We start from the raw sequence: 19,701 nt of genomic DNA on the forward strand, positions 1-19,701 counted from the left end.
CGCGTTCTTTGCGCTTGCGCAGTGGAGAAACCTGCATTTGCCCCTGCCCATCCTTCCGCTCGGGACACGCCGGAAGCGCGAATTACCCCTAGCTCCCTGCCAGAACTTCCGCAATATGCACCGTGCGTACCCCCGTCCTCTGCCGGTGCAGCGCCCCGCCAATGTGCATCAGACAGCTGTTGTCGCACGCGGTCACGCACTCGGCCTTTGTGTTCAGCACCGCCGTCGTCTTCTCCGTCAGCATCGCGCTCGACACCTCCGCGTTTTTCACCGCAAACGTGCCGCCAAACCCGCAGCACTGCTCCACCTTGTCCAGCTTCACCAGATCAATGCCGCGCACATTGCGCAGCAGCGTCTCCGGCCCGTCGCCCAGGGCAAGCCCGCGCAGACCGTGGCAGCTCGCGTGGTACGTCACCCGGTGCGGGTAGTACGCACCCACATCCGTCAGCCCGAGCCTCTTGGTCAGAAACTCGCTGAACTCCCACACGCGCGGCAGCAGGGAATTGACCTCACCCACCATGCCCCGATACGTATCCGGGCGCTCCTTCTCCAGCCGCTCCGCCATGCCCGGGTAGTGCTCGCGCATCATCGTCACGCAACTCGACGAAGGCACCACCACCGCCTCCGCATGCTTGAACTGCGCCACAAAACGCGGCAGCAGCGGCAGCGCCTCCGCCTGGTAGCCGGTGTTGTAGTGCATCTGCCCGCAACAAGTCTGCCCGGCGGGGAATTCCACCTCGTGTCCAAGCCGCTCCAGCACAGCAACCACCGCGCGCCCCGCCTCCGGAAACAGCGTGTCGTTGTAGCAGGTGATGAACAGAGCGACCTTCACCGAAGCACTCCTACGCCGAACAGATTCCAATAGAGAGTATATTTCCCAAACAGAATCCGCATCCGGTACAGTGATTGCGCCGCTGCAACCCTACTCCCCACCCTTTCACTGAGGCAAGAAGCTTTGGGCACCAATCCATTTCTCGGCATCCTCTACCACTGGATCGGCGGCTTCGCCTCGGCCACCAATTTCATCCCCTTCCGCGGCATCAAGCGCTGGTCGTTTGAGATCTATTGGATCGTTCAGGGCTTCGCCGCCTGGATCGTCGCTCCGCTCATCATGGCGTCGCTGCTGGTGCCAAACCTGTGGCACGTGCTTGCCACCTCACCGCGCTCGGCAATCGGTTACGCAGTCCTCATGGGCGCACTCTGGGGCATCGGCGGACTCACCTTCGGCCTCGCCGTCCGCTACCTCGGTATCGCGCTCGGGTACGCCATCGCCCTCGGCCTCTGCACCGCGTTCGGCACGCTCATCCCGCCCATCTACACGGGCGAGATCTACACCATCCTCCACGGGCACTCAGGCCAGGTCGTCCTCTTAGGCATCGCGGTCTGCCTGCTCGCCGTCGCGGTCAACGGCTTCGCCGGCTGGTCCAAGGAACACGAGATCACGCCCACCGAAAAGATCGAAATCGGCGAGTCCGAATTCTCCCTGTGGAAGGGTCTGCTCATCGCCGTCGGCGCCGGCATCATGAGCTCCTTCTTCGCCTTCGGCCTCAAAGCCGGCGCGCCCATCGGCGACGTCGCCAAGGCCGAACTCATCCGCACCGGCCACCTTCCGCTCTGGCAAAACCTGCCCATCCTCATCGTCGTGCTCTGGGGCGGCTTCGCGACCAACTTCATCTGGTCCTGCATCCTGATCGCTCGGAACCACTCCGCCGCCCAGTTCGGCGGCGAGCCCGGCGCCAACCCCATGCGCGCCTCCCACCAGACCGGCGCCACCCTGCAGAACGTCGATCCCACGGTGCTCGTCCAACGCATCGCGCCCGGCATCCTCGTCCGGAACTACCTCTTTGCCGCCATGGCCGGCGTCATCTGGTACTTCCAGTTCTTCTTCTACTCACTCGGCCAAACGCAAATGGGCAAGTACGACTTCAGCTCGTGGACGCTCCACATGGCCTCCATCATCATCTTCGCCACCCTGTGGGGCCTCGCGCTCCGGGAGTGGCGCGGCACCAGCTTCCGCACCAAAGCCCTCGTCACCGCCGGCCTCATCCTGCTCATCGGCTCCACCCTGATCGTCGGCTACGGCAACTACCTGCAGTCCCAACAGCCGTCCACAACCACGGCGCAAGCCTCCCGCTGAACACCGAAGCGAGAGAATACAACGCCCAAACGACAAACTTGTCATTTCGACCGGAGCCGGACAGCTTCACCGTCCGGCGCAGTGGACTTGGTGCCCGCACCGAAACCCGCATTTTCTAACTGCAAGCGCGAAACGGGCCCGGATTGCAGCGCGATCGCTGGAGCCCAGCGGCCCTCGCCATCCCGCACATCCTTAAGCCTGCAAATTCGTCCTCTGCTGCGCCACCACCGTGCTCACTCCGTTTTGCAGCAGCATCTCTTCCATTCCCGCAGCTTGCGTCAGCGGCCACTCCGCTAGCGTGCCATCCGCCTCCTGCTTTCCCGTCAGCACACGCGCAATCTGCGCTTCCATCGCGGACCACGTCCGATCCCACGACGTTTGAGCCAGCTTGCGTGCCACTCCCTGCCGCCACGCATCCGTCTGCGGTAGCAGCGCCTTTTGGATCGCCGCGGCAAATGCCTCCGGCGTGTCCGCAATGGCAAGCAGCCCCTCATCGCCGTACCCGCGCACCACATCGCGAATCGAGGTCGAGACCACAGGCAGACCCGCCGCCAGATACTCCGGCGTCTTCGTCGGCGATATAAAACGCGTCGCCTCGTTCTTCGCAAACGGCAGCAGCGCCACATCCCACCCACCCAGGTACGCGGGCAGATCCTCATAGCGCTTCCCGCCCAGATAGTGCAGGTTCTCCGCCTTCGGCAGCGTCGCCGGATCGATTTTCACAACCGGCCCAACCAGCACAAACTGAACCTCCGGCAGCAGCTTCGCCGTCTGCTCCAGCAACGCCGCATCCAGCCGTTCGTCCAGCACTCCGCTGAACCCTGCGCGTGGACGGGCGATTCCCGCCTGGTCCTCCGGTTCACGCCGCTTCGGCAGCCGCGCCGTTGCAAAGTGCGCTACATCGATCGAACTCGGAAACGCGTAAACGTTGCCATGCTGGTGCCGCTTCGCCTCATACAGGCTCACGCCTCCGGTAAACACCACATCTGCCGCTTCCAGCAGCAGTTGTTCCCGAATCCGCAGCTCTGGCGGCGCGCCATGAAACAGGCTCAATTCGTCCATGCAGTCATACACAGTCACTGACGGCCGCAGCGCCGTTGTGAACGCAAGCGCCATGGGCGTGTAGTACCACGCGATGGGCTGCCGGATGCGTGCAAGTCGCTGAAACCCCTGCAGCATCTTCGCCTGTGCCGCGTTCGCCTCGGATTCCGTCAGGGTGCTGCACAGGTGCGGACGCAGCACCGTCACCTCGCCTTCGCGCATCGCTTGCAGGCCAAACCGCGGCGCACTGCCGTCGGCCACGCCAAGTCTTTCCGCAGACAGCACGTTCGCCTGCTGCGGCAAACCCTCAGTGCCATGCCGAAACGGCTCCTCCCAATAGAAAACACGCCTTGTCTGCGCGGCGCGGCTCAACAGGTGTTGCGGCCGCTGCCTCACAAAATCCCACCGCAAATGGCTGAAGCAGAAAATGTCGAGAGTCGGATCCAGAGCACGGACGGAAGAAGCGAGTGAAAACGAAGATTTCAAGTGGACCTGCCAATCGCGAAAAAATAAGAAAAAAATGGAACGGGCCGGCTCAAGCCGGACATCGTTTGTGAACATCGTTTCTTGTTCAGATGCGGAATGTGGCTGAAATCGGGTATGCCGCTCCCGAAAGCCCCGTCGTAAACGCGCCGATGTCGGCAACCGGCGACGTAATTACAGGGCGCGAACGCGTTGCTGGGCCTCTAGTTCCTGCAACATGGCTCCCCGCAGCCATCGGTCCTGCTTGTCGGGCGAAAGCTCGATCAGGCCCACCGCGCAGTGGCGGTCGTCGTCCCAGCCCGCGTAATCCATCACCGGATACAGGCAAACACCCTGGATCGGCACGCCCATCCGCTCTGCCTGCCGTACCTCGGCCATCACATACCCGAACCATCCGGGGCCGGCATCGCCCTCCGCGCTGGTCTCTGTAATCACAATCGGCCTGCGGTACCGCTGCCAGATCTCCAGCAGCATCGCGTGCAGCGGACGGTGCCGCGCATCGCCCGGCGGCGTATGTGCTCCGTGATGCACCCACTGGTTGTTCCAGTAGTAGTTCACGCCGATGAAGTCCAGGTGCTCTTCGCTGCCTCCCAGCTCCGGTGACCGCCGTCCCAGCAGCATCTCCCACGCGTCATGCTGCGACGCGGTATGGCGCTCTGCCTCACCGTCGCCCCCTGTCGCCGCGTCGGGCACAATGTGGATGATCGGCTCCGGTTGCAGCACCCGCAGCTCCGGGCAAATGCGTCGCATGCCGCGAATCGCCGCATTCGCCGCACAAACCAACTGATGCTTCAGAGCGTTCCCCTGTCCCCTGCCGAACGGGAAGAAGTACGCCTCATCGCCGCCCACCCAGGACCAGAATGAGATCTCGTTGATCGGGCAAACCACCGGCGCCTCGGCAACACCTTGCTCGCGGTAAAAATCGCGCAGCACCGTAATCGCCCCCTCGGCAAAACGCTGGAATTGCAGCGGGAACTCTGCCGAGAAGGGATCCACCCAGTCTGGAACACCCCAGTGGCACAGGTCCCAGATCACCTGGATGCCGCTGCGGTGGGCCGCTTGCAGCATGGTCACAAAGGTCGACCAGTCGTACTCGCCCGGCACCGGCTCGATCAGGTGCCATCGCAACGCATCGCGCACCGTTCGCACGCCGGCGGTCCCGAGCAGTGCGTAATCCTGCTCCAGGCACACGTCGTGCCGGCTGGACGCCACGGCGTCCACACGGCAACCATCCCGGCGCCGATGCGTCGCGGACTCAAACCCACCCCAGAAAAAACTGCGAAACGGCACCGGCACCCTTCGAACAAAACCGCGCTTGCGCAGCTCTGCCCCGTTGGATGCGAAACAGGTCTGCGTCCATGTCGCTTATCGTCGAACGGTTGCCGGCCGCTTTCTAGCCCCGCGGCGTTGCCGTGGACTGCCGCAGCACCATCGCCGCCGGCAGCATCGGCTCGGGCGGCGCGCCATCGCCGCGAATGTAGCTCATCAGCATCGCCACCACGCTGCTCGCCAGGTCCGCCCGCGGCGTCGCCACCGTCGTCAGCGGCGGATGGAGGTACTCGCACAAATACGTGTTGTCGAATCCAACCACCGACACATCCTGCGGAATCGACAAACCCGCCGCCTGCAGTGCGCGAAACGCACCCAGTGCCACCAGGTCGTTGATCGCCACCACCGCCGTGAACCGGTACTCCGCCAGCGCCCGTTCCACCGCGCGCATGCCCGCGCCCGCCGGCTCGCCCGGCTCGTCCACAATGTGTACGTCCATGTCCTGCGGGTTGTACTGGTGCAGCGCCTCTTCAAAGCCGATCTGGCGCTCCTGATGGCTCAGCAGCGGCGGCTCGGCCGAGCCCTGCTGCGAATTCTTGATCAGCAGAATCTTCCGGTGTCCCAGCTCCAACAGGTGCTGCACCGCAATAAACATGCCGTGCCGCTTATCCACTCGAACGGTCCCGATGTGCGGCGCGGAGTGGTTATTGTCCAGGTACACCGCCGGCGTTCCGCTCGACTTCAGCAGGCTGAACGCCTCCGGATCGTTTTCGCTCGTCATCATCGCCACGCCCGCCACCCGCAACGCCAGCATCTGCCGCACCGCCGCGCACTGCTGGTCCTGGTGAAAGCTGGTCGACGCCAAAAACGTCTCATACCCGTGCCGGCGCGCCTCGGCATCCAGCGCCGCCGCAATCTCCGCAAAGAACGGGTTCAGCAAGTCGCTCACAATAATGCCGATCAGCTTGGTCGACCGCCGCGCCAGGTTGCTGGCAAAAATGTTCGGCGTGTACCCCAGCTGCGCAATCACATCCAGCACGCGCTGCCGCGTCTCCGGCCGCACATTACTTTTCTCGTTCAGCACGCCCGAAACGGTGCTGGGCGACACCTGCGCCAGCCGCGCCACATCCTGAATCTTGATGCGTCCCGCCCGCTTGACCTGCGATCCATCGGAACGATGCTGCCCATCGGAACGATGCAACGTTGCCAAAGTTCTCTCCTGAGTTCACAAAAGTATCGCACCGCTCCGGCCTCCGCTGGAAAGGGAAGCGGCGCAACATTACCGTCCCGCTGCAACAGCCCCCTCGGACGCCCGCGTCTTTGCCGCCCAGCCAGCATAGGTGTATTCGTCCGCGTGCGCCTGCCACTCGGCCTCCGGCAGCACCGTCAGTTGCGCCACACTCAGCGCGGGGTAGCCCGTCCCGACCGCGTCCAACCCGCCCTCGCGGTCTTCCCGCATGTAGTTGGGCGCAATCGTTACGCCGTTTGCCTTCGCCCACGTGGCCACATGCGTCGTTCCTGCCGAGCGAATCGCGGCATCGTCCCACAACCCAAACCGCAGCGTTCTGTTCAGCCACAGCACGCCGTCCCGGTTCACCCAACTCGTCCGATGGCTCACGCCCGGGTACAGCACCGTCGTAAACATGTCCGTCTCGGAGCCGCGCAGCGCAATCGCGCGTTGCCGCACCGCCGCAAACCACGCCGGCGGATGATGCGCCATATCCATCACCGTATCGGCATCGCCGTTCATCACCAGCATGGGGCCCCGCGATGCGTTCAGCGCATACAGCACCGCGCCACGGTCGCCCAGCGTTCCCAGCGCGCGGTACGGCGGCGCCTGGCACGGCAGCTTGCCCCTGTCGTAGTACTCATGCGGCCCGTCATACACGCCACCACCGCTCAGCAGCACCGCGTGTACCCGCCTGTCCAGCGCGCCCGCAATGCCCGCGACAAACGCGCCCATGGAGTACCCCACCATGCCGATGCGCGCTGGGTCCACATCCTTCTGCGTGCGCAGATAGCTGACCGCCTGCATCGCATCCACCTGCATTAACCCGGCCAGCCGCTGCCCCCAATGCGCAGATACGCCCGCGGTATCGACCACCGTGTCATGCGGCGACGGGCTCGCCATCGGCATCCGCTGCGCATTGCGTTCGCCACTGCCGATCGGGTCATACGTCACCACCACCGCGCCCGCTCGCGCGAACAGCATGCCGCTCACAAACGCGTACCAGCTGTACTTGTCGCCGCCGTGCCCATTCACCACCACAATGCCGGGCAGCTTGCCGTGCCCGTGTTGCGTCGCCGGGTCGGGCCGGTACACCACTGCGGGCACTCGCATCCCATCCGCCGTCGCATACGTCACGCGGTCGGCCAGCACGCCCGGCATCGGCGAAAACGTCGACACCACCCGCGCATCCAGCGCCGGCAGCTTTTCCGGCACAAACAGCTCCTTGCGGATCTCCGCCCGCCACGCCGCATCCCGCTCCCGCCGCTGCTTCGCGCTCAACGACGCACCCGGCGCAACAAACACGCCCGCGTCGAACGGTGCCGCCGCCCCGAAGTACTGGTCCGGCCGCGCCTCTCCACCGCCACCCGCCGCCACCTGCGCACGCACGACACCTGATCCCAGCATTGCCATCGCCACCGCTCCACACATGCCCCGCCGCACCCACTTCATCGCATCCGCCTGTTCACCGTTCGTGAAAACACGACGGCCGCGAATCGCTCCGCGGCCGTTGTCGTCAGCTCGCCACCTTAAAACTCGATGCGGCCCGCCAGTTGCAGCGCGCGGTTAAACGGCACCGTGGTATCCACCACCATCGTGCCGTACGCGTTGCCCTGCGTCGTTCCGGCCGGCGCCCACGTGTTCAGCACGCCGTTCGATTGGCTAAACACAAACCGCGTATGGTTCGTCACGTTAAAGTAGTCCGCTTCCAGCACCAGCTTCGTCCCCTCGTGCAGACCATGCGTCGGCACATCGATCGTGCGCCGCAGGCTCAAGTCCAGCCGGTAATTGCCCGGCTGGTACAGCCCCTTGTACGCCGCCGTGCGCGCCGTCGTCGCAAAGATGTAGTCCGGCGTGCGCACAAACGCATTCGGGTCCAGGTACTGCACCGATCCCAGTTCCGCCTGGGTGTGCGGATGCGACAGCCCCGCAATGCGCCCCGTACCCACATAGTTCGGGTTCAGCGTCGGATACGACACGTTCGCCGCCGGGTTCGTGCTGGCCGAGTTCTGCACAATCGACAGCGGCTGCCCTGAATACGCCGTAAAGATGCCCGACAGCCGGAAGCCGCCGAACGCCCCACGCGTGATCTCGTTCTTGCCGCCCAGCACACCCTTCCCAAACGGCAGGTCATACGCTCCCGTCAGGTTGAACTTGTGCCGCTGGTCGCCCAGCGAGTTCGACTTGTCCAGCGAACGCGCCGCGTGCGCCCGCCCATCCGTCGCCGCATACGCCGGAATGTCATACCCCGACCGGAACGTGCCGTTGTTGTCGATCGAGTGCGACCACGTGTAGTTCGCCAGAAACGTGAGCCCGTTGGTCAGCCGCTTGCTCATGTACGCCTGCAGCGCCTGGTACCGGCTGTTCCCCACAAAGCCATACGTATCGCTGATCGACCCATATTGCGGGAACGGTTTCAGCAACTGCGAGATCGTCGGGTTCGCCGACCCGCCAAAGCTCGCATACGGCAACGGCAGATTGCCGGCGGCCGCGCGGTTCGCCGGGGTCGCCTGGTTGCCCAGCAGCGTCGTCAGACTCAGGTACTTGGGGTCCAGCTGGTTGTTGTAGTAGCCGCGCCCGTTCAGGCTGTCCGGCGTCAGGAAGTGGCCCTGCGACCCAACGTAGCTCAGCGTAAACGTTGTCGACGCCCCAAACTGCTGCTGAATGCCGAAGCTGTAATTGATGAACTGCGGTGCACGGCCGCCATAGTACGGATCCGCATACACCGGGTTCTGCAGCGACTGGTTCGACAGGCTCGTGTAGTACGTGCCGATCGACGGGTTGAAGTTCGGCGGCAGCGTGTACGACGGGTATGGGCTGTCCAGCTTCCAGTACTGGTTGCCCACCTGCCCCACCGTCGGGTTGTTGAAGCTGGTGGACGGCGTCACGCTGTACCCCTCCAGCCCCGTGCCCTGGCGGCTGATCGCAGAGCCGCCGTTGGCATTGCCGTGCGTGTACACCACGCCCCAGCTGCCGCGCACCACGGTCGTTGGGTTCGGTGTGTATGCAAAGCCAATGCGCGGCTCAAACCCCTTGTGGTAGTTGTTCACCGGCGAGGAGCAATTACAGAAGCCGCTGCCCGATCCAAGCCCGTTGCCATTGCCGCCAAACGCCACCGCACCTTTCGCCCCAATCAGCGGATTCGTCGCGTTCGGGTCGAAGTACGCAAACCGGTCCTTCACCTCGCGATAGCTCGGGTAAAAGTCATACCGAATGCCTAGGTCCAGCGTCAGGTTCGGTGTTACCTTCCAGTTATCCTGCACATACGGCGACACCGGCCGGAAGCGCGCGCCCGTCTCCGGCACCACCGACTGCGTAAACGTGCCATTCTGCGTCGCTCCGATCAGGAAGCTCGCATACCCCTGGCCCGTCGCGCTGTTCGTCGTCGTCGATCCCGAATACCCCGAAGTCGACGAGCTGTTGAACGTAAGCTGCAGCGGGCTCACACCGGTCGCGTTGACCGTGTAGTTGTACTGCATCCACGCCACCTCCGTTCCAAAGGTGAACGAGTGCTTGCCCACGTTCCACTGCAGGTTGTCCACCACCACGTAACCCGTGGCGACGGGCCGGTTCGTCGAGTAACCCGCCCATCGGTTGATGTTGGTATTGCCCGTAAACGTCACCTGCGGGAACGAGTCCTGCGCCTGCCCAAGTGGCAGCCCTTGAATACCGTTCGCCGTCGCTCCAAAGGTTCCGCCCTCGTCCACGCTGTAGCCCGGTCCGTCGTAACGTCCGTAACCATACTTCAACTGGTTCACCATGCTGTTGCTGATCGTGAAGTCGTGCTCCAGCAGGAACACCTTGGTCTTGGGCGCGAACGCCTGCGAGCTGATGTACGGCGGCGGCGCGCCATTGTTGCTGCTGGAGTTGATCGACACAGCCGACGGCCCCGCCGATGCCTGCCTGCCCCACGACAGAATCGCGTTAATGGTCTGCCGCGAGTTGATCGTGTAATCAATCCGGTTCGCGGTCGACCAGTTGCTCAAACCCGTCCGGTAGTTCACCAGGTAGTTATTCGTCAGGTTGTTGTTGATCGGCTGCGGCAGGTACGACTGCAGCTTCTGCGCCGCGGCCGACTGCCGCGCCAGCGGGATCATGTTGCCCGCGAACGGCTGCCGGTGGTACGCCTTGCCGTCATAGGTCGTCGTGTCCGGGTCATAGATGCAGCCCGCGATCACCGTCGCCGCGGTGCACGCCGTCTTCGACGTCAGCAACTCGCCGAAGTCGCCCTGCCGCATGCGCAGCGTCGGAATCGTCATCAGCTGGTACGGCGTTTGGCGGCGAAACCGGTATCCCTCATACCCGCCGAACACAAACAGCTTGTCCTTGATGATCGGGAAACCCGCGAACAAGCCATAGTTGTGCTGGTGCTCGCTGGGCTTCTGCGGCAAGCCGGTCAGCGGGTTCGTCGTCTTCTGAAAACCCCACGTGTCCAGCCCGGTGTCGCGGTAGTAGTCATACAGCGCGCCGTGCAGGCTGTTGCCGCCCTTCTTCACGTCGTAATTCTGAACGCCCTGGCCTTCATAGATCGCGGAGTAACCGACCGTCTGCACCTGGAACTGGTTGATCGATTCCACGGGAAACGCCGTCCACACAAAGCGCGGATCGCCCTCGCCCGCGGCCGACGTGATCGGCACGCCGCTGATGTAAATCGATGACACCGCGCCGCGGCTGCCGCCGCCATTCACAATGCCTGCGTTGGTCGTTGAATTTCCGTTTGTCGTCTGCGCGCTTACGCCCGGCAGGTACTGGGCAAAGTCGGTCGCGCGACGCTGGCCGCCGCCGTCTTCGATCAGTGGCAATGCGGAGTATTGCTCGTTCTCGATCGTCACACCCAGGCTCGCATTGCTCGTCTCCAGCACCGGCGGCGCATCGGTCACGGTCACCGACTCGGTCGCCTCACCCGTCGGCAGCGTCGCGTCTACGCTGAACGTCTGCAGCGCATCCACCTGGATGTTTTCCTGCGTAAAGCTCTTAAACCCGGCATGCGTCACCGTCAGGCTGTACTTGCCCGGGTCCAGCGAAAACGAATACGCACCCGCGCCCGTACTCTTCACCGTCTGGTGCGTTGCCGTCGCCTTGTTGGTAATGATGACTTCCGCGTCCGGAATCACCGCTCCGCTCTGGTCCACGATGCGGCCGTTGATGGCGCCCTTGCCGGCCAACTGCGCGGCCGCGGGCAGCGCCGCCACGGCAGCCAATGCGAGCGGCAACACCGCCATCTTGAGCTTCGCCGGTGCGCCCATACCCGAGCACAGCGCCAGGCGCCGAAGAGAGGAACGAATCATGATCTGGTCTCCTAAGAAAGTGCACCGTGCAAACTGCCGCGGCCCACGCCGGATTTCTAACCCGGCTTTTGAACTGGTACTGACCCGTAAATGCGCACCATCCACCACGGCATCGCCGTGACCGAGGTGCTTTTGATCGTCTTTTGTTTCATAAAAACGATTCGGCAGGGAGACTACACACCTTGCACAACACTTGGCAAGTGCCCCAGCAGAACGCATCAAACCGTTTCACTCGATCGAATCAGGCGACGGTGCACCGGCACATCCTGCAGCAAACCTCCCAAGCCACCGTGGCTTAGGTGTGTCTCAGGAATCGTGGAACGACTGAGATTTGTCATTTCGACCGGAGCACGCGCGCTCTTTGCGCGGGCGGAGTGGAGAAACCTGCATTTTGTCGGCACCGCAGTGGCGAACCTTCGCCCGGAATCTGAGCAATCACCGCTCACCTTGCTTGACACGAACGCGGTTATGTGTTCCACGTGGAACAATTTTGCCGTGGTCCGGTTTGCATGGCGTCTCGCGGATCAGCGTTCGCGGCTTCGAGCTTGGGGTTCCCGCTGCAACCGCCCGATCTCGCTCGCCGCCAGCAGAAACGCGCCCACACCTTTCGCGTCATCGTCGCCCACCGCCTCATGCACGTAGTAGCTGTAATCGCCCGCGCGGTACGGATTGCCGCCCAACCCACTCACCTTCACCGTTCCGTGCAGGGTCATGCGATCGCCTTGGCGCGTCACAAATTCCCGCTCCAGCCCGTTCCACCCGCGCACCGCATTGCCCTGAAACCGCGCCGGCAGATAGCCCATCCGAACGCCCTTCGCCAGGGCATAGGTAAACATCGCCGTCGCCGATGCCTCGCGAAAATTCCCCGGCTGCCCCGGCCTTCCGAGCACGTCGAACCACACCCCGGTCGCCGGGTCCTGCTCTGCCGCCACACCCTCCGCCACGCGCCCAAGTACCGCGACCAGCTTCGCGCGATCCGGGTGGTTTGCCGGAAACGACGGCAGCGTGTCCACCAGCGCCATGGCGTACCACCCCAGCGCTCGCGCCCATACCTCCTGCGATAGCCCGGTCTGCGCATCGGCCCATGGCTGCGGTTCCTTGCCGGACGCGCGGCTCGCATCCCATCCGTGCCGCAGCAACTCGCCTTTTGCAACGCCGGGCGCGCGCATGTGCTCATCCATCAACAGAAACTGTTTTGCAATGTCGTCAAACTCGCTCGCGGGGCCGAACTGCTTCACGTACGCCGCGCGAAACGGCTCCGCCATGTATGCCCCATCCAGCCACATCTGGTTGGGATACACCTCCTTGTGCCAGTACCCTCCAAAGCGGTTGCGCGGCTGCGCCGCAAACTGAGCAAATACGCGCGCGGCAGCCGTGCGGTAGCGTTCCTCGTGCGTTTGCTGGAAAACGAACAGCACCGCGCGCCCGGGCTCCAGGTTGTCCAGCGTGTGCAGCGCCGGCTGGAACGGCTTGCCCGGCTCGGTCTCGATCGATCCGTCCGGCCGCACCCACCGGTCCACCGCCGCCTTCACATACGCGAAGTCAGCCGCGCGCTCGGCAGCGTCCTGTGCCGCCGCGCCCTCTGCCGTCATGCCATCCAGCAGCGTGCCTGTTTCATACGCCCACGCACCCGGATGCGCCTGCGTCGCGACCACTCCCTCCGGCCACTGCTGCCGCACGGTCGCCGCCATCGCCGCACCATCACGCCTCGCCGAAGCAATGGCTTGAGAGGCCGCGTGCGAATCTCGCTTGGGTGGGTTCTGCGCGGCCGCACTCAGCGCGACGATGAGCAATGCAACCATCCGTATGCTTCTGCCCACTATCCGCACCATCCTTATCAGCACCGCTCGCAATCTACTTCTGCTTTCGCAACCGGTCCGCTTCTTTCACAGGGTTCCAGTTGTCCGTGCCGCGCAGCAGCGCTTCCGGCGTCAGGCCTTTCTCCACTTCCCTGGTCAGCGGCGGGGAACTCACAATCCGCTGACCGCCGTTCACGCCCGGCCCGTGCGACTTGTACTCGCGGTAATCGCTCGTCTTCAGCCGGCCGTTCCAATCGCTCCAGCCATCCGCAGCGATCGTCGGCTCCATGTCCGTGTCGTAGAACCACACGGTCGAGTAATCGCGCCACGGCCGCCCCAGCACCAGCTTCTCGGAACCGTCGAACTTGCTGCGGTCGCCGGTGATGCGGCTGTGCAGAAAGTAGTAGCCCGAAATCTCCTCGGGGTAGTGCCGGCTCTGCGCCGTAAACATGACCGTGGGATGCAGTCTCGGATGCAGATCGCAGTGGTCGAACACCGCCTGCGCATCGCCGAAGATGTAATCCACGTGACCCTCGATGTACACATCGCGAAAGTACTCACGCGAGGCGCGGCACGCGGGCTGTGGACCCTGCGGTGGACCTCCGTCCTTCGGCAGATTGTCGTGACACGTCCGGCTGTTGGCATACAGCGTGTCCTGCGCGGCGATCAGACGAACGTTGTCCAGCACGGCGCGGTCGCTGTTCAGCAGCAGAGCCACGGCCTGCGAACCTTCTTCAGTCCGCTGGTGCTCCAGTTCCCACGTGTTTTCGATGGTGAGGTTCTCGGCCGCAAAGCCGTCTGCATCCACGCTCACGCTGCCGCTCTTGCCGGTGCCGCCTGCTGTCTTCGCGGCGTCGTTCCAGCTCAGCACCACGTCGCTGGGCGACTTGCCCGTGCCAACCAGGTGGATGTTTGCTGTGTTGATGTGGACCTTCTCGCGGTACGTGCCGGGCGCGAGCCGGATCGTCGCACCCGTCGGCGGCGCCGCGTCAACGGCGGACTGCACCGTCTTGTACGTGGCATTCGGCCCGACCTTCAGAGTGGGTAGTCCCGCCGCAGCCGCAAGGCCAGTCCCGGTGAGCAGGGCAGCGGTGGCAAAGCAACGAAACATGCAGGCGTTCCTCATCGCTTCAGTGTCCGTCCGTGGAGGTGGCCAGCGCCAGCGCCGGTGTTGCGCCTTCCGGCAGGCCCTTCACATTTGGCCCCAGTTCGACTTCCGAACGGATCACATTGTCGGCAACCATGCGGCCAAAGATTGCCTTTCCTTTGTCGTTCAGGTGCGTGCGATCCGGCTTCGCAACACCAGGACCGGCGCTGCCGTTTTCTGCTTTGGCATCCGCGTGCGCAACCGCGTCCAGGGTGTCCGCCTCAGCCTGCGTTTCCTTTTCGAGCAGCGCCCGCGACAGGCTCAACAGGTCGACAACGTTCACGTGCTCCTCGGCCGCGACGCGCTTTGCGGCTGCGGCGTACTCAGACAAGCCGTCGTCCGTGACCAGCGCGCCGTTGCGGTAGTTGCGGCGCGACAGCGGTGTGACCACGATCGGGATGCCGCCCTCGGCACGCACATCGTGAATGAACCGGCGCAGGTTGCCGGCGTAGGCACCCTCGGCGTCAGCGTGCACGGCCGGCGCGGGCTTCTGGTCGTTGTGCCCGAACTGCATGAAGACGTACTGCGCATGCTCGTTCAACGCCTGCTGCCACAGGCCTTCGTCGATGTAGCTCTTGGTGCTGCGCCCGTTCTTCGCCAGGTCCACACAGGTCACGTTGGGCGTCAGCGTCTGGCAAAAGCCCGGACCCCAGCCGCCCTCGGTCGCGACGGTGGAATCACCTGTCAGCACAATCTTGAACGGCGACTGCTCGAACACGCGCATGGCCAGCTCGCCCTCTGGCGGCAGCGTCGCGGGCTGCTTGCGTACATCGCTTCGCAGCGCGGGAACAGCCTTGCCCAGCTCGACTGCGACGATGCGGCCGAACTCGTAACTGCCCTGCCAGTTCAGGTGCGTCTTGTCCGGAATGGTCGACCCGTCCTTGTCCTTTTTCGTGATGCCAAGCTTCACCCCGGCAGCCTCGCCGATTCCGTCGAGGTACGCGACGCTGAGCGCCTGCAGATCGATGAGCGGCGCCTGCATGGACGTGGCGACGCGCTTCATCGTGTCGCTTTGCAACGTCAGGTCGCTGTGCACTTTTCCATCTGCTTCGAAGTAGCGGCGCGCCAGCGGCGTGATCAGCACCGGTTGAATGCCCGCGGCGCGCGCCTCCGTAACCATGCGGCGCAGGTTCGCCTCGTAGTCCGCGATGGGCACCTGGCGCGGCAGGTGTTCGGGTGTTTCCTGGTCGTTATGCCCGAACTGGATCAGCATGTAGTCGGGCCTGGTGCTCAGCGCGCGATCCCACAGGCCCATCTCGCGATAGGTTTTCGTGCTCGCGCCGCCCTTGGCCATGTTCACGCAATCGACTCTCTGCGTCAGGTTGGCGCAGAGGCCGCGGCCATACCCGGCGTTATCGGTCTGCGTGGAGTCGCCGACCAGATCCACGCGCACGATAGTGCCGGCGCGCCGCTCCGCCGGGTGCGGGCCGATGTAAGCGTCCTCTGCGCGCATGGCGACGGCCGCCAGCACCAGCAGGCCCGCCGCTGCGGTCAAGCGTAACCACAGGCCGCGCGTCGTCCGGCGAAACGTCAGGGGCCGCACGGCTAATCCTGGTACGGCATAAATTTGCCGTTGCAATCGAGGGACACATGAGCCGCCGGCGTGGGCGAGGGCGAACTGGTGACGCCCGTCCCGGTAAAGGTAAAGTTCGCGCCGTTTGGTCCGACGGTGATCGCAGCGTTGCGCGCCTTGACCTGCTCGGGCTGTACTCCGGTAATCTCCACGCCGTTCAGCTTCAGATCCGTCACATGCTGCGCGTTCAAGCCTGCCACCTGCACTACGCCTGAGGTCACGCTGCGCACATTCTCAATCGTGATGCCCTTGTAGTCCGGCGTCAGCGGCCCGGTCATGCCGGTCTCTTCGATGCCGTCCGCCGTCTGCCCCGTGTAGTACGGCGTGATCGAGATCGGCACCGGCGAATCTTTCATGCACACGTTGCGATAGGTCACGTTGCGCACGGTGCCGCCGCGCTGCACGTTGCTCTTGATGCGGATGCCGCTGGTCGTGTGATCCAGGGTGAGCGTATCGACCAGGATGTCGCTTTCGTCACGCGCCTCTGACCCCATGCTCATGCCGTGGCCCGCGTAGAAGTGATTGTCGAGCACGCTCATATGGTGCACGCCAGCCTTGATCGCAATATTGTCGTCACCGTTGTCGATCCAGCTTTTGGTGACGGTGATGTTTTGCGAGTTGCCGGGGTCAATGCCGTCGGTGTTGCGCGCGTCGGTGCCGCGCACGGTGGGCGTAAGCAAGTGGACGCCCCACGCGGTAAAGCCATCGGTGTCGCTCACGGTGACGTGAAAGTTTGGCGAGTTGTGCAGCCGGATGCGGTACAGCACCAGGCCGTCCGCATGACGCGCCACGATCAGTCGCGGCGCGGAGTACTTTACCCCCTGCGTGCCGACCGGCATGCCTTTTTCCTGCTTGCCCGCTTCGCGCGACTGCTGCCACCAGGTGATGTCGCGGCCCACCATGATGCGGTCGCCGCGGCCATCGATCACGCCGTCGCCCATGATGGCGGCGTTCTTTACGTTTACGCCAATCAGCGGCTTGCACGGCTTCACGGTCGCGCCCATGGTGCCGCAGGTGCCCGGCACCGTGTCGAAGTCGCGCGGGTTGCGCGAGGCATACAGCGTTGCGCCCTTGTCGATGTGGAGCGTGACGCCCTCGCGCATCTCCAGCGGCCCGCTCAGGAAGGCGTTGTCCGTGCCGTTCGCCTTCAGTTCCACAGCCCTGCCGCTGCCACAACTATCCAATGCCTTCTGGATGCGCACGGTGTCAGGCTTGTGTTCATCCGTCTCGGCCAGGGCGTTGTCCGTAGCGTGCAGGCTTGCGGTCAGCACGGTGCACGCGGGCGGCACGACCGGCTCGGTCACGTGACGCGTGTCCTGCGCGGGGGCCACCAGCGCCAGCAGGGAAGCGGCACCCAAGGCCGTCACGATTTGCCAATGCTTCATTCCCTCTCCTCGACCAGTTCTCACGACCAGCCCTTACGACCAGCCCTGAGACCCGGGCAGGACAGGCCCTGCGTCGTGCGGCGTACCGGACCCTGCGTTAGGCTGCAAAGCGGCGAGCGATCTGATTGCTTTGCAGGGTGAACCTTACGGCGGCTGCAAGCGGATTGTCAAACCGTTTTGATAGCTGCCGTTGCTACATCGCTGGACGAAGGTGGTGAGCTTTGGTCAAAAAGTGTGTTTTTACGGTTCCGCGCGAACCGATGACGATCAATAAGTCTTGTTCCAGAACGCGGTGAAACGGTTTTGCAGTTTGGATACTGGAATGCAGTTGCGTCGCCGGTGCAGTTCGGGCGACCGGTGCAGTTCGGCGATCGGTGCAGTTCGGGTTACCGCTGCGCGCTTTGGCGATGTGGACCAGGAGCCATGATGGGCGACACGGGTTCACTTTGCCGTCTTATTTCCGTCGATGACGCTGGCGGGCGATAACGGCAGCGCCAGTTTTGCACGGGTTGGATGGAGCCACGGCTCAGCAGAGTCGCCGCTCGTATTGCGTCGCAAGCCGGTCCAGTTCCTCGCTTTCTTCTTCCAGGGCGAGGGCTTCGTGAACCAGATCGGCCGTAAGCCGCTCGTCGACATCTGGCGAGGAAGCTTGCTGAAGGCAGGACGCCTGCGTGCGGAGAGAATGGGCGCGCTGGCGAAGGCTGGTGACGATCACGCTGGGCTGCAAAACACACTGCGATTTCATCCCCGAAGCGTAGAAAGGTTCGATAGGAATGCGGAACACAACTTCGGTGCTAGGCAGGTCACCAGAATGGATAGCGGGATCCCCCATTCGACCGGTGCCGCTAACCGCGCTGCACACCCCGGCGCTCGGTCCCTACCCCGGTGAGAACACCGTTTTCGCAGAGCTTCTGCTACTGCCGCAGGGAGGCGCAGCTTTGCTGATAGCTAGCCCGAGTGCCCCGCCGCAGCTTGCCCTGAAGCGTGCGGGTTGTGCCAGTGTAGAGCGCCTGGAAGTCGCCATCGCGCAGCGCTCCAAAGATGCGTCCTGACTCCGGCGGGTTCTCAGAGCCAATCATGACGCCCAGCGTATCGGCGCTGACGGTTCGAGTGTGCTCCAGTTGGAAGTCCTGTTCCCCCTGCGCCGAGCACATGCGCACCGATCCGGCTAGCTTGGGCCGGAAGATGTGAAACGGGTTGACGGAAGTATCCAGGAAAACTGCCGCGCTTTTGCTATCGGTCTCGTCCGCAAGAACCCCGACCCAAACACCTGTGACTGGGCGCAAGAACGCCGTTCGGCTGAGATACAGGTAGCCGCCCACAACCAGGAAGAACAGGGCGCCAAATCCGGCGTAATACAACAAGCTAGTGAATCGTGCGCCGGCGCTCACGGTACGGTCCCCATATTTCGCAACGAACTGCTGCTCCGCAGGTGTGCCAAGCCGCTGGAACCATTGGTTCTGTTCCTGTTTAATGGAAGCCCTTACTCTTTGCTTGGAAACATCTTTGCTGTATTGGGTACGCGCCTTTTGGTGCGTTGAGCAGGATGTCGCCCGAGAAAATGAGTGCAATCGAACACTTCAGAAAGTACAAGAATAGACGAGATGCTGTAGGTCAGCTTTTGATCCTTAATTGCGTATCTGCTCACCCAAAAAGGAGCTGAGGGGAAAGCGGGAGAGGACTAGAACGCCCTCGTCCTCTCCGCTTTCACGTATGTAGAGGTCAATGCCGCCCATCCAGCGATCAATGTCCTGGGCGGAGCGGGCTCCCGCGAGGACTTTGCAGTCTAGGAGGGGGGCAAAGAAGTCGGCGCGACGAAAGGAGGGTTCCGTGACCTGAGGCAGGTACGTTTCCTTTAAGCTCGTGTCGAGCACCTTTGTCGTCTGGATGGAAAAGGCCTGCAAGAGCACCCCCAAACCGCGTAACTCTTCCACGACGTCATCCAGGTCATCAGGCGAGGCTTTGAGCCGCAGAAGCCGGTAAGCGGGGAGTTCCGGCTCGTTGCCGCGAAAGAGTGCCGCGGCCGCGTCCATCATCAGAGTTTCGTTCCAGGCCTGCGGCGATCGCCGGCCTGGCCATATTCCCAAACCGTACTCCGGCGTCCACTCCTGCACGTTTTCCGCCAGAATGCCCGATCCGGACTGGGCAGAGAGCTTCCAGAACTGGAGGCACACTTGGTGATGAAGCTGGGGATAGGCGGCACGGAACTGCTGCAGAAAGTTCTCCAAAAAATTGCGATGGGAGCGCCTTCCGCCATCGATTGCGGAAAGGCATCGACTTTGAGCAGGAACCCCTGCCAGGGTTTCGGAAGACCCTGCAACTGCTGGAAGGCGATAGCCGGAAGCACAGGG

At 63.4% G+C, this 19,701-nt stretch carries 14 protein-coding genes; 1 reads left to right on the forward strand and 13 read right to left on the reverse strand.

Annotation, left to right across the window (positions count from 1 at the left end; translation table 11 throughout):
• Positions 1-88 precede the first annotated feature (88 nt).
• Complete coding sequence (locus ACOFKT_RS17465; RefSeq protein ID WP_419805264.1) at positions 89-832, reverse strand: (Fe-S)-binding protein; 744 nt, start codon at positions 830-832, stop codon at positions 89-91.
• Positions 833-955: 123 nt separating this feature from the next.
• Between ACOFKT_RS17465 and ACOFKT_RS17470 the strand changes: the two genes are divergently transcribed.
• Positions 956-2,137, forward strand: a complete 1,182-nt coding sequence (locus ACOFKT_RS17470; protein WP_419805265.1) for an L-rhamnose/proton symporter RhaT — start codon at positions 956-958, stop codon at positions 2,135-2,137.
• A 192-nt stretch (positions 2,138-2,329) separates the two neighbouring features.
• On the opposite strand, the gene ACOFKT_RS17475 is transcribed toward ACOFKT_RS17470, so the two are convergent.
• From ACOFKT_RS17475 to ACOFKT_RS17530, 12 genes are all read right to left on the reverse strand, one after another.
• Positions 2,330-3,739 (reverse strand): glycosyltransferase family 1 protein, encoded by a 1,410-nt coding sequence (locus ACOFKT_RS17475; RefSeq protein ID WP_419805266.1) that lies wholly within the window; start codon positions 3,737-3,739, stop codon positions 2,330-2,332.
• Between the two features lie 96 nt (positions 3,740-3,835).
• Complete coding sequence (locus tag ACOFKT_RS17480; protein ID WP_419805267.1) at positions 3,836-4,951, reverse strand: beta-galactosidase; 1,116 nt, start codon at positions 4,949-4,951, stop codon at positions 3,836-3,838.
• Between the two features lie 103 nt (positions 4,952-5,054).
• Positions 5,055-6,140, reverse strand: a complete 1,086-nt coding sequence (locus tag ACOFKT_RS17485; RefSeq protein ID WP_419805268.1) for a LacI family DNA-binding transcriptional regulator — start codon at positions 6,138-6,140, stop codon at positions 5,055-5,057.
• Between the two features lie 69 nt (positions 6,141-6,209).
• Complete coding sequence (locus ACOFKT_RS17490) at positions 6,210-7,571, reverse strand: alpha/beta hydrolase family protein (protein WP_419805269.1); 1,362 nt, start codon at positions 7,569-7,571, stop codon at positions 6,210-6,212.
• Positions 7,572-7,687: 116 nt separating this feature from the next.
• Positions 7,688-11,446, reverse strand: a complete 3,759-nt coding sequence (locus ACOFKT_RS17495; protein ID WP_419805270.1) for a carboxypeptidase regulatory-like domain-containing protein — start codon at positions 11,444-11,446, stop codon at positions 7,688-7,690.
• Positions 11,447-11,970: 524 nt separating this feature from the next.
• Positions 11,971-13,248, reverse strand: coding sequence for a glycoside hydrolase family 88/105 protein (locus tag ACOFKT_RS17500; RefSeq protein ID WP_419805271.1), 1,278 nt, complete (start codon positions 13,246-13,248; stop codon positions 11,971-11,973).
• Between the two features lie 52 nt (positions 13,249-13,300).
• Complete coding sequence (locus ACOFKT_RS17505) at positions 13,301-14,356, reverse strand: pectinesterase family protein (protein ID WP_419805272.1); 1,056 nt, start codon at positions 14,354-14,356, stop codon at positions 13,301-13,303.
• Positions 14,357-14,375: 19 nt separating this feature from the next.
• Positions 14,376-15,935, reverse strand: coding sequence for a rhamnogalacturonan acetylesterase (locus ACOFKT_RS17510; RefSeq protein ID WP_419805273.1), 1,560 nt, complete (start codon positions 15,933-15,935; stop codon positions 14,376-14,378).
• Between the two features lie 2 nt (positions 15,936-15,937).
• The gene (locus ACOFKT_RS17515; protein WP_419805274.1) at positions 15,938-17,350 is read right to left on the reverse strand and encodes a glycoside hydrolase family 28 protein; all 1,413 of its coding nucleotides are present in this window, start codon (positions 17,348-17,350) and stop codon (positions 15,938-15,940) included.
• A gap of 526 nt (positions 17,351-17,876) precedes the next feature.
• On the reverse strand, positions 17,877-18,095 hold the full coding sequence (locus ACOFKT_RS17520) for a hypothetical protein (RefSeq protein ID WP_419805275.1): 219 nt from the start codon (positions 18,093-18,095) through the stop codon (positions 17,877-17,879).
• Between the two features lie 169 nt (positions 18,096-18,264).
• Positions 18,265-18,711 carry a hypothetical protein gene (locus tag ACOFKT_RS17525; RefSeq protein WP_419805276.1) on the reverse strand — a complete coding sequence of 149 codons (447 nt, stop codon included), beginning with the start codon at positions 18,709-18,711 and terminating at the stop codon, positions 18,265-18,267.
• 267 nt (positions 18,712-18,978) lie between these two features.
• Positions 18,979-19,578, reverse strand: a complete 600-nt coding sequence (locus ACOFKT_RS17530) for a hypothetical protein (RefSeq protein ID WP_419805277.1) — start codon at positions 19,576-19,578, stop codon at positions 18,979-18,981.
• Positions 19,579-19,701 lie beyond the last annotated feature (123 nt).

The sequence above is a fragment of the Terriglobus sp. genome (assembly GCF_965201105.1).
GTDB lineage: Bacteria > Acidobacteriota > Terriglobia > Terriglobales > Acidobacteriaceae > Terriglobus.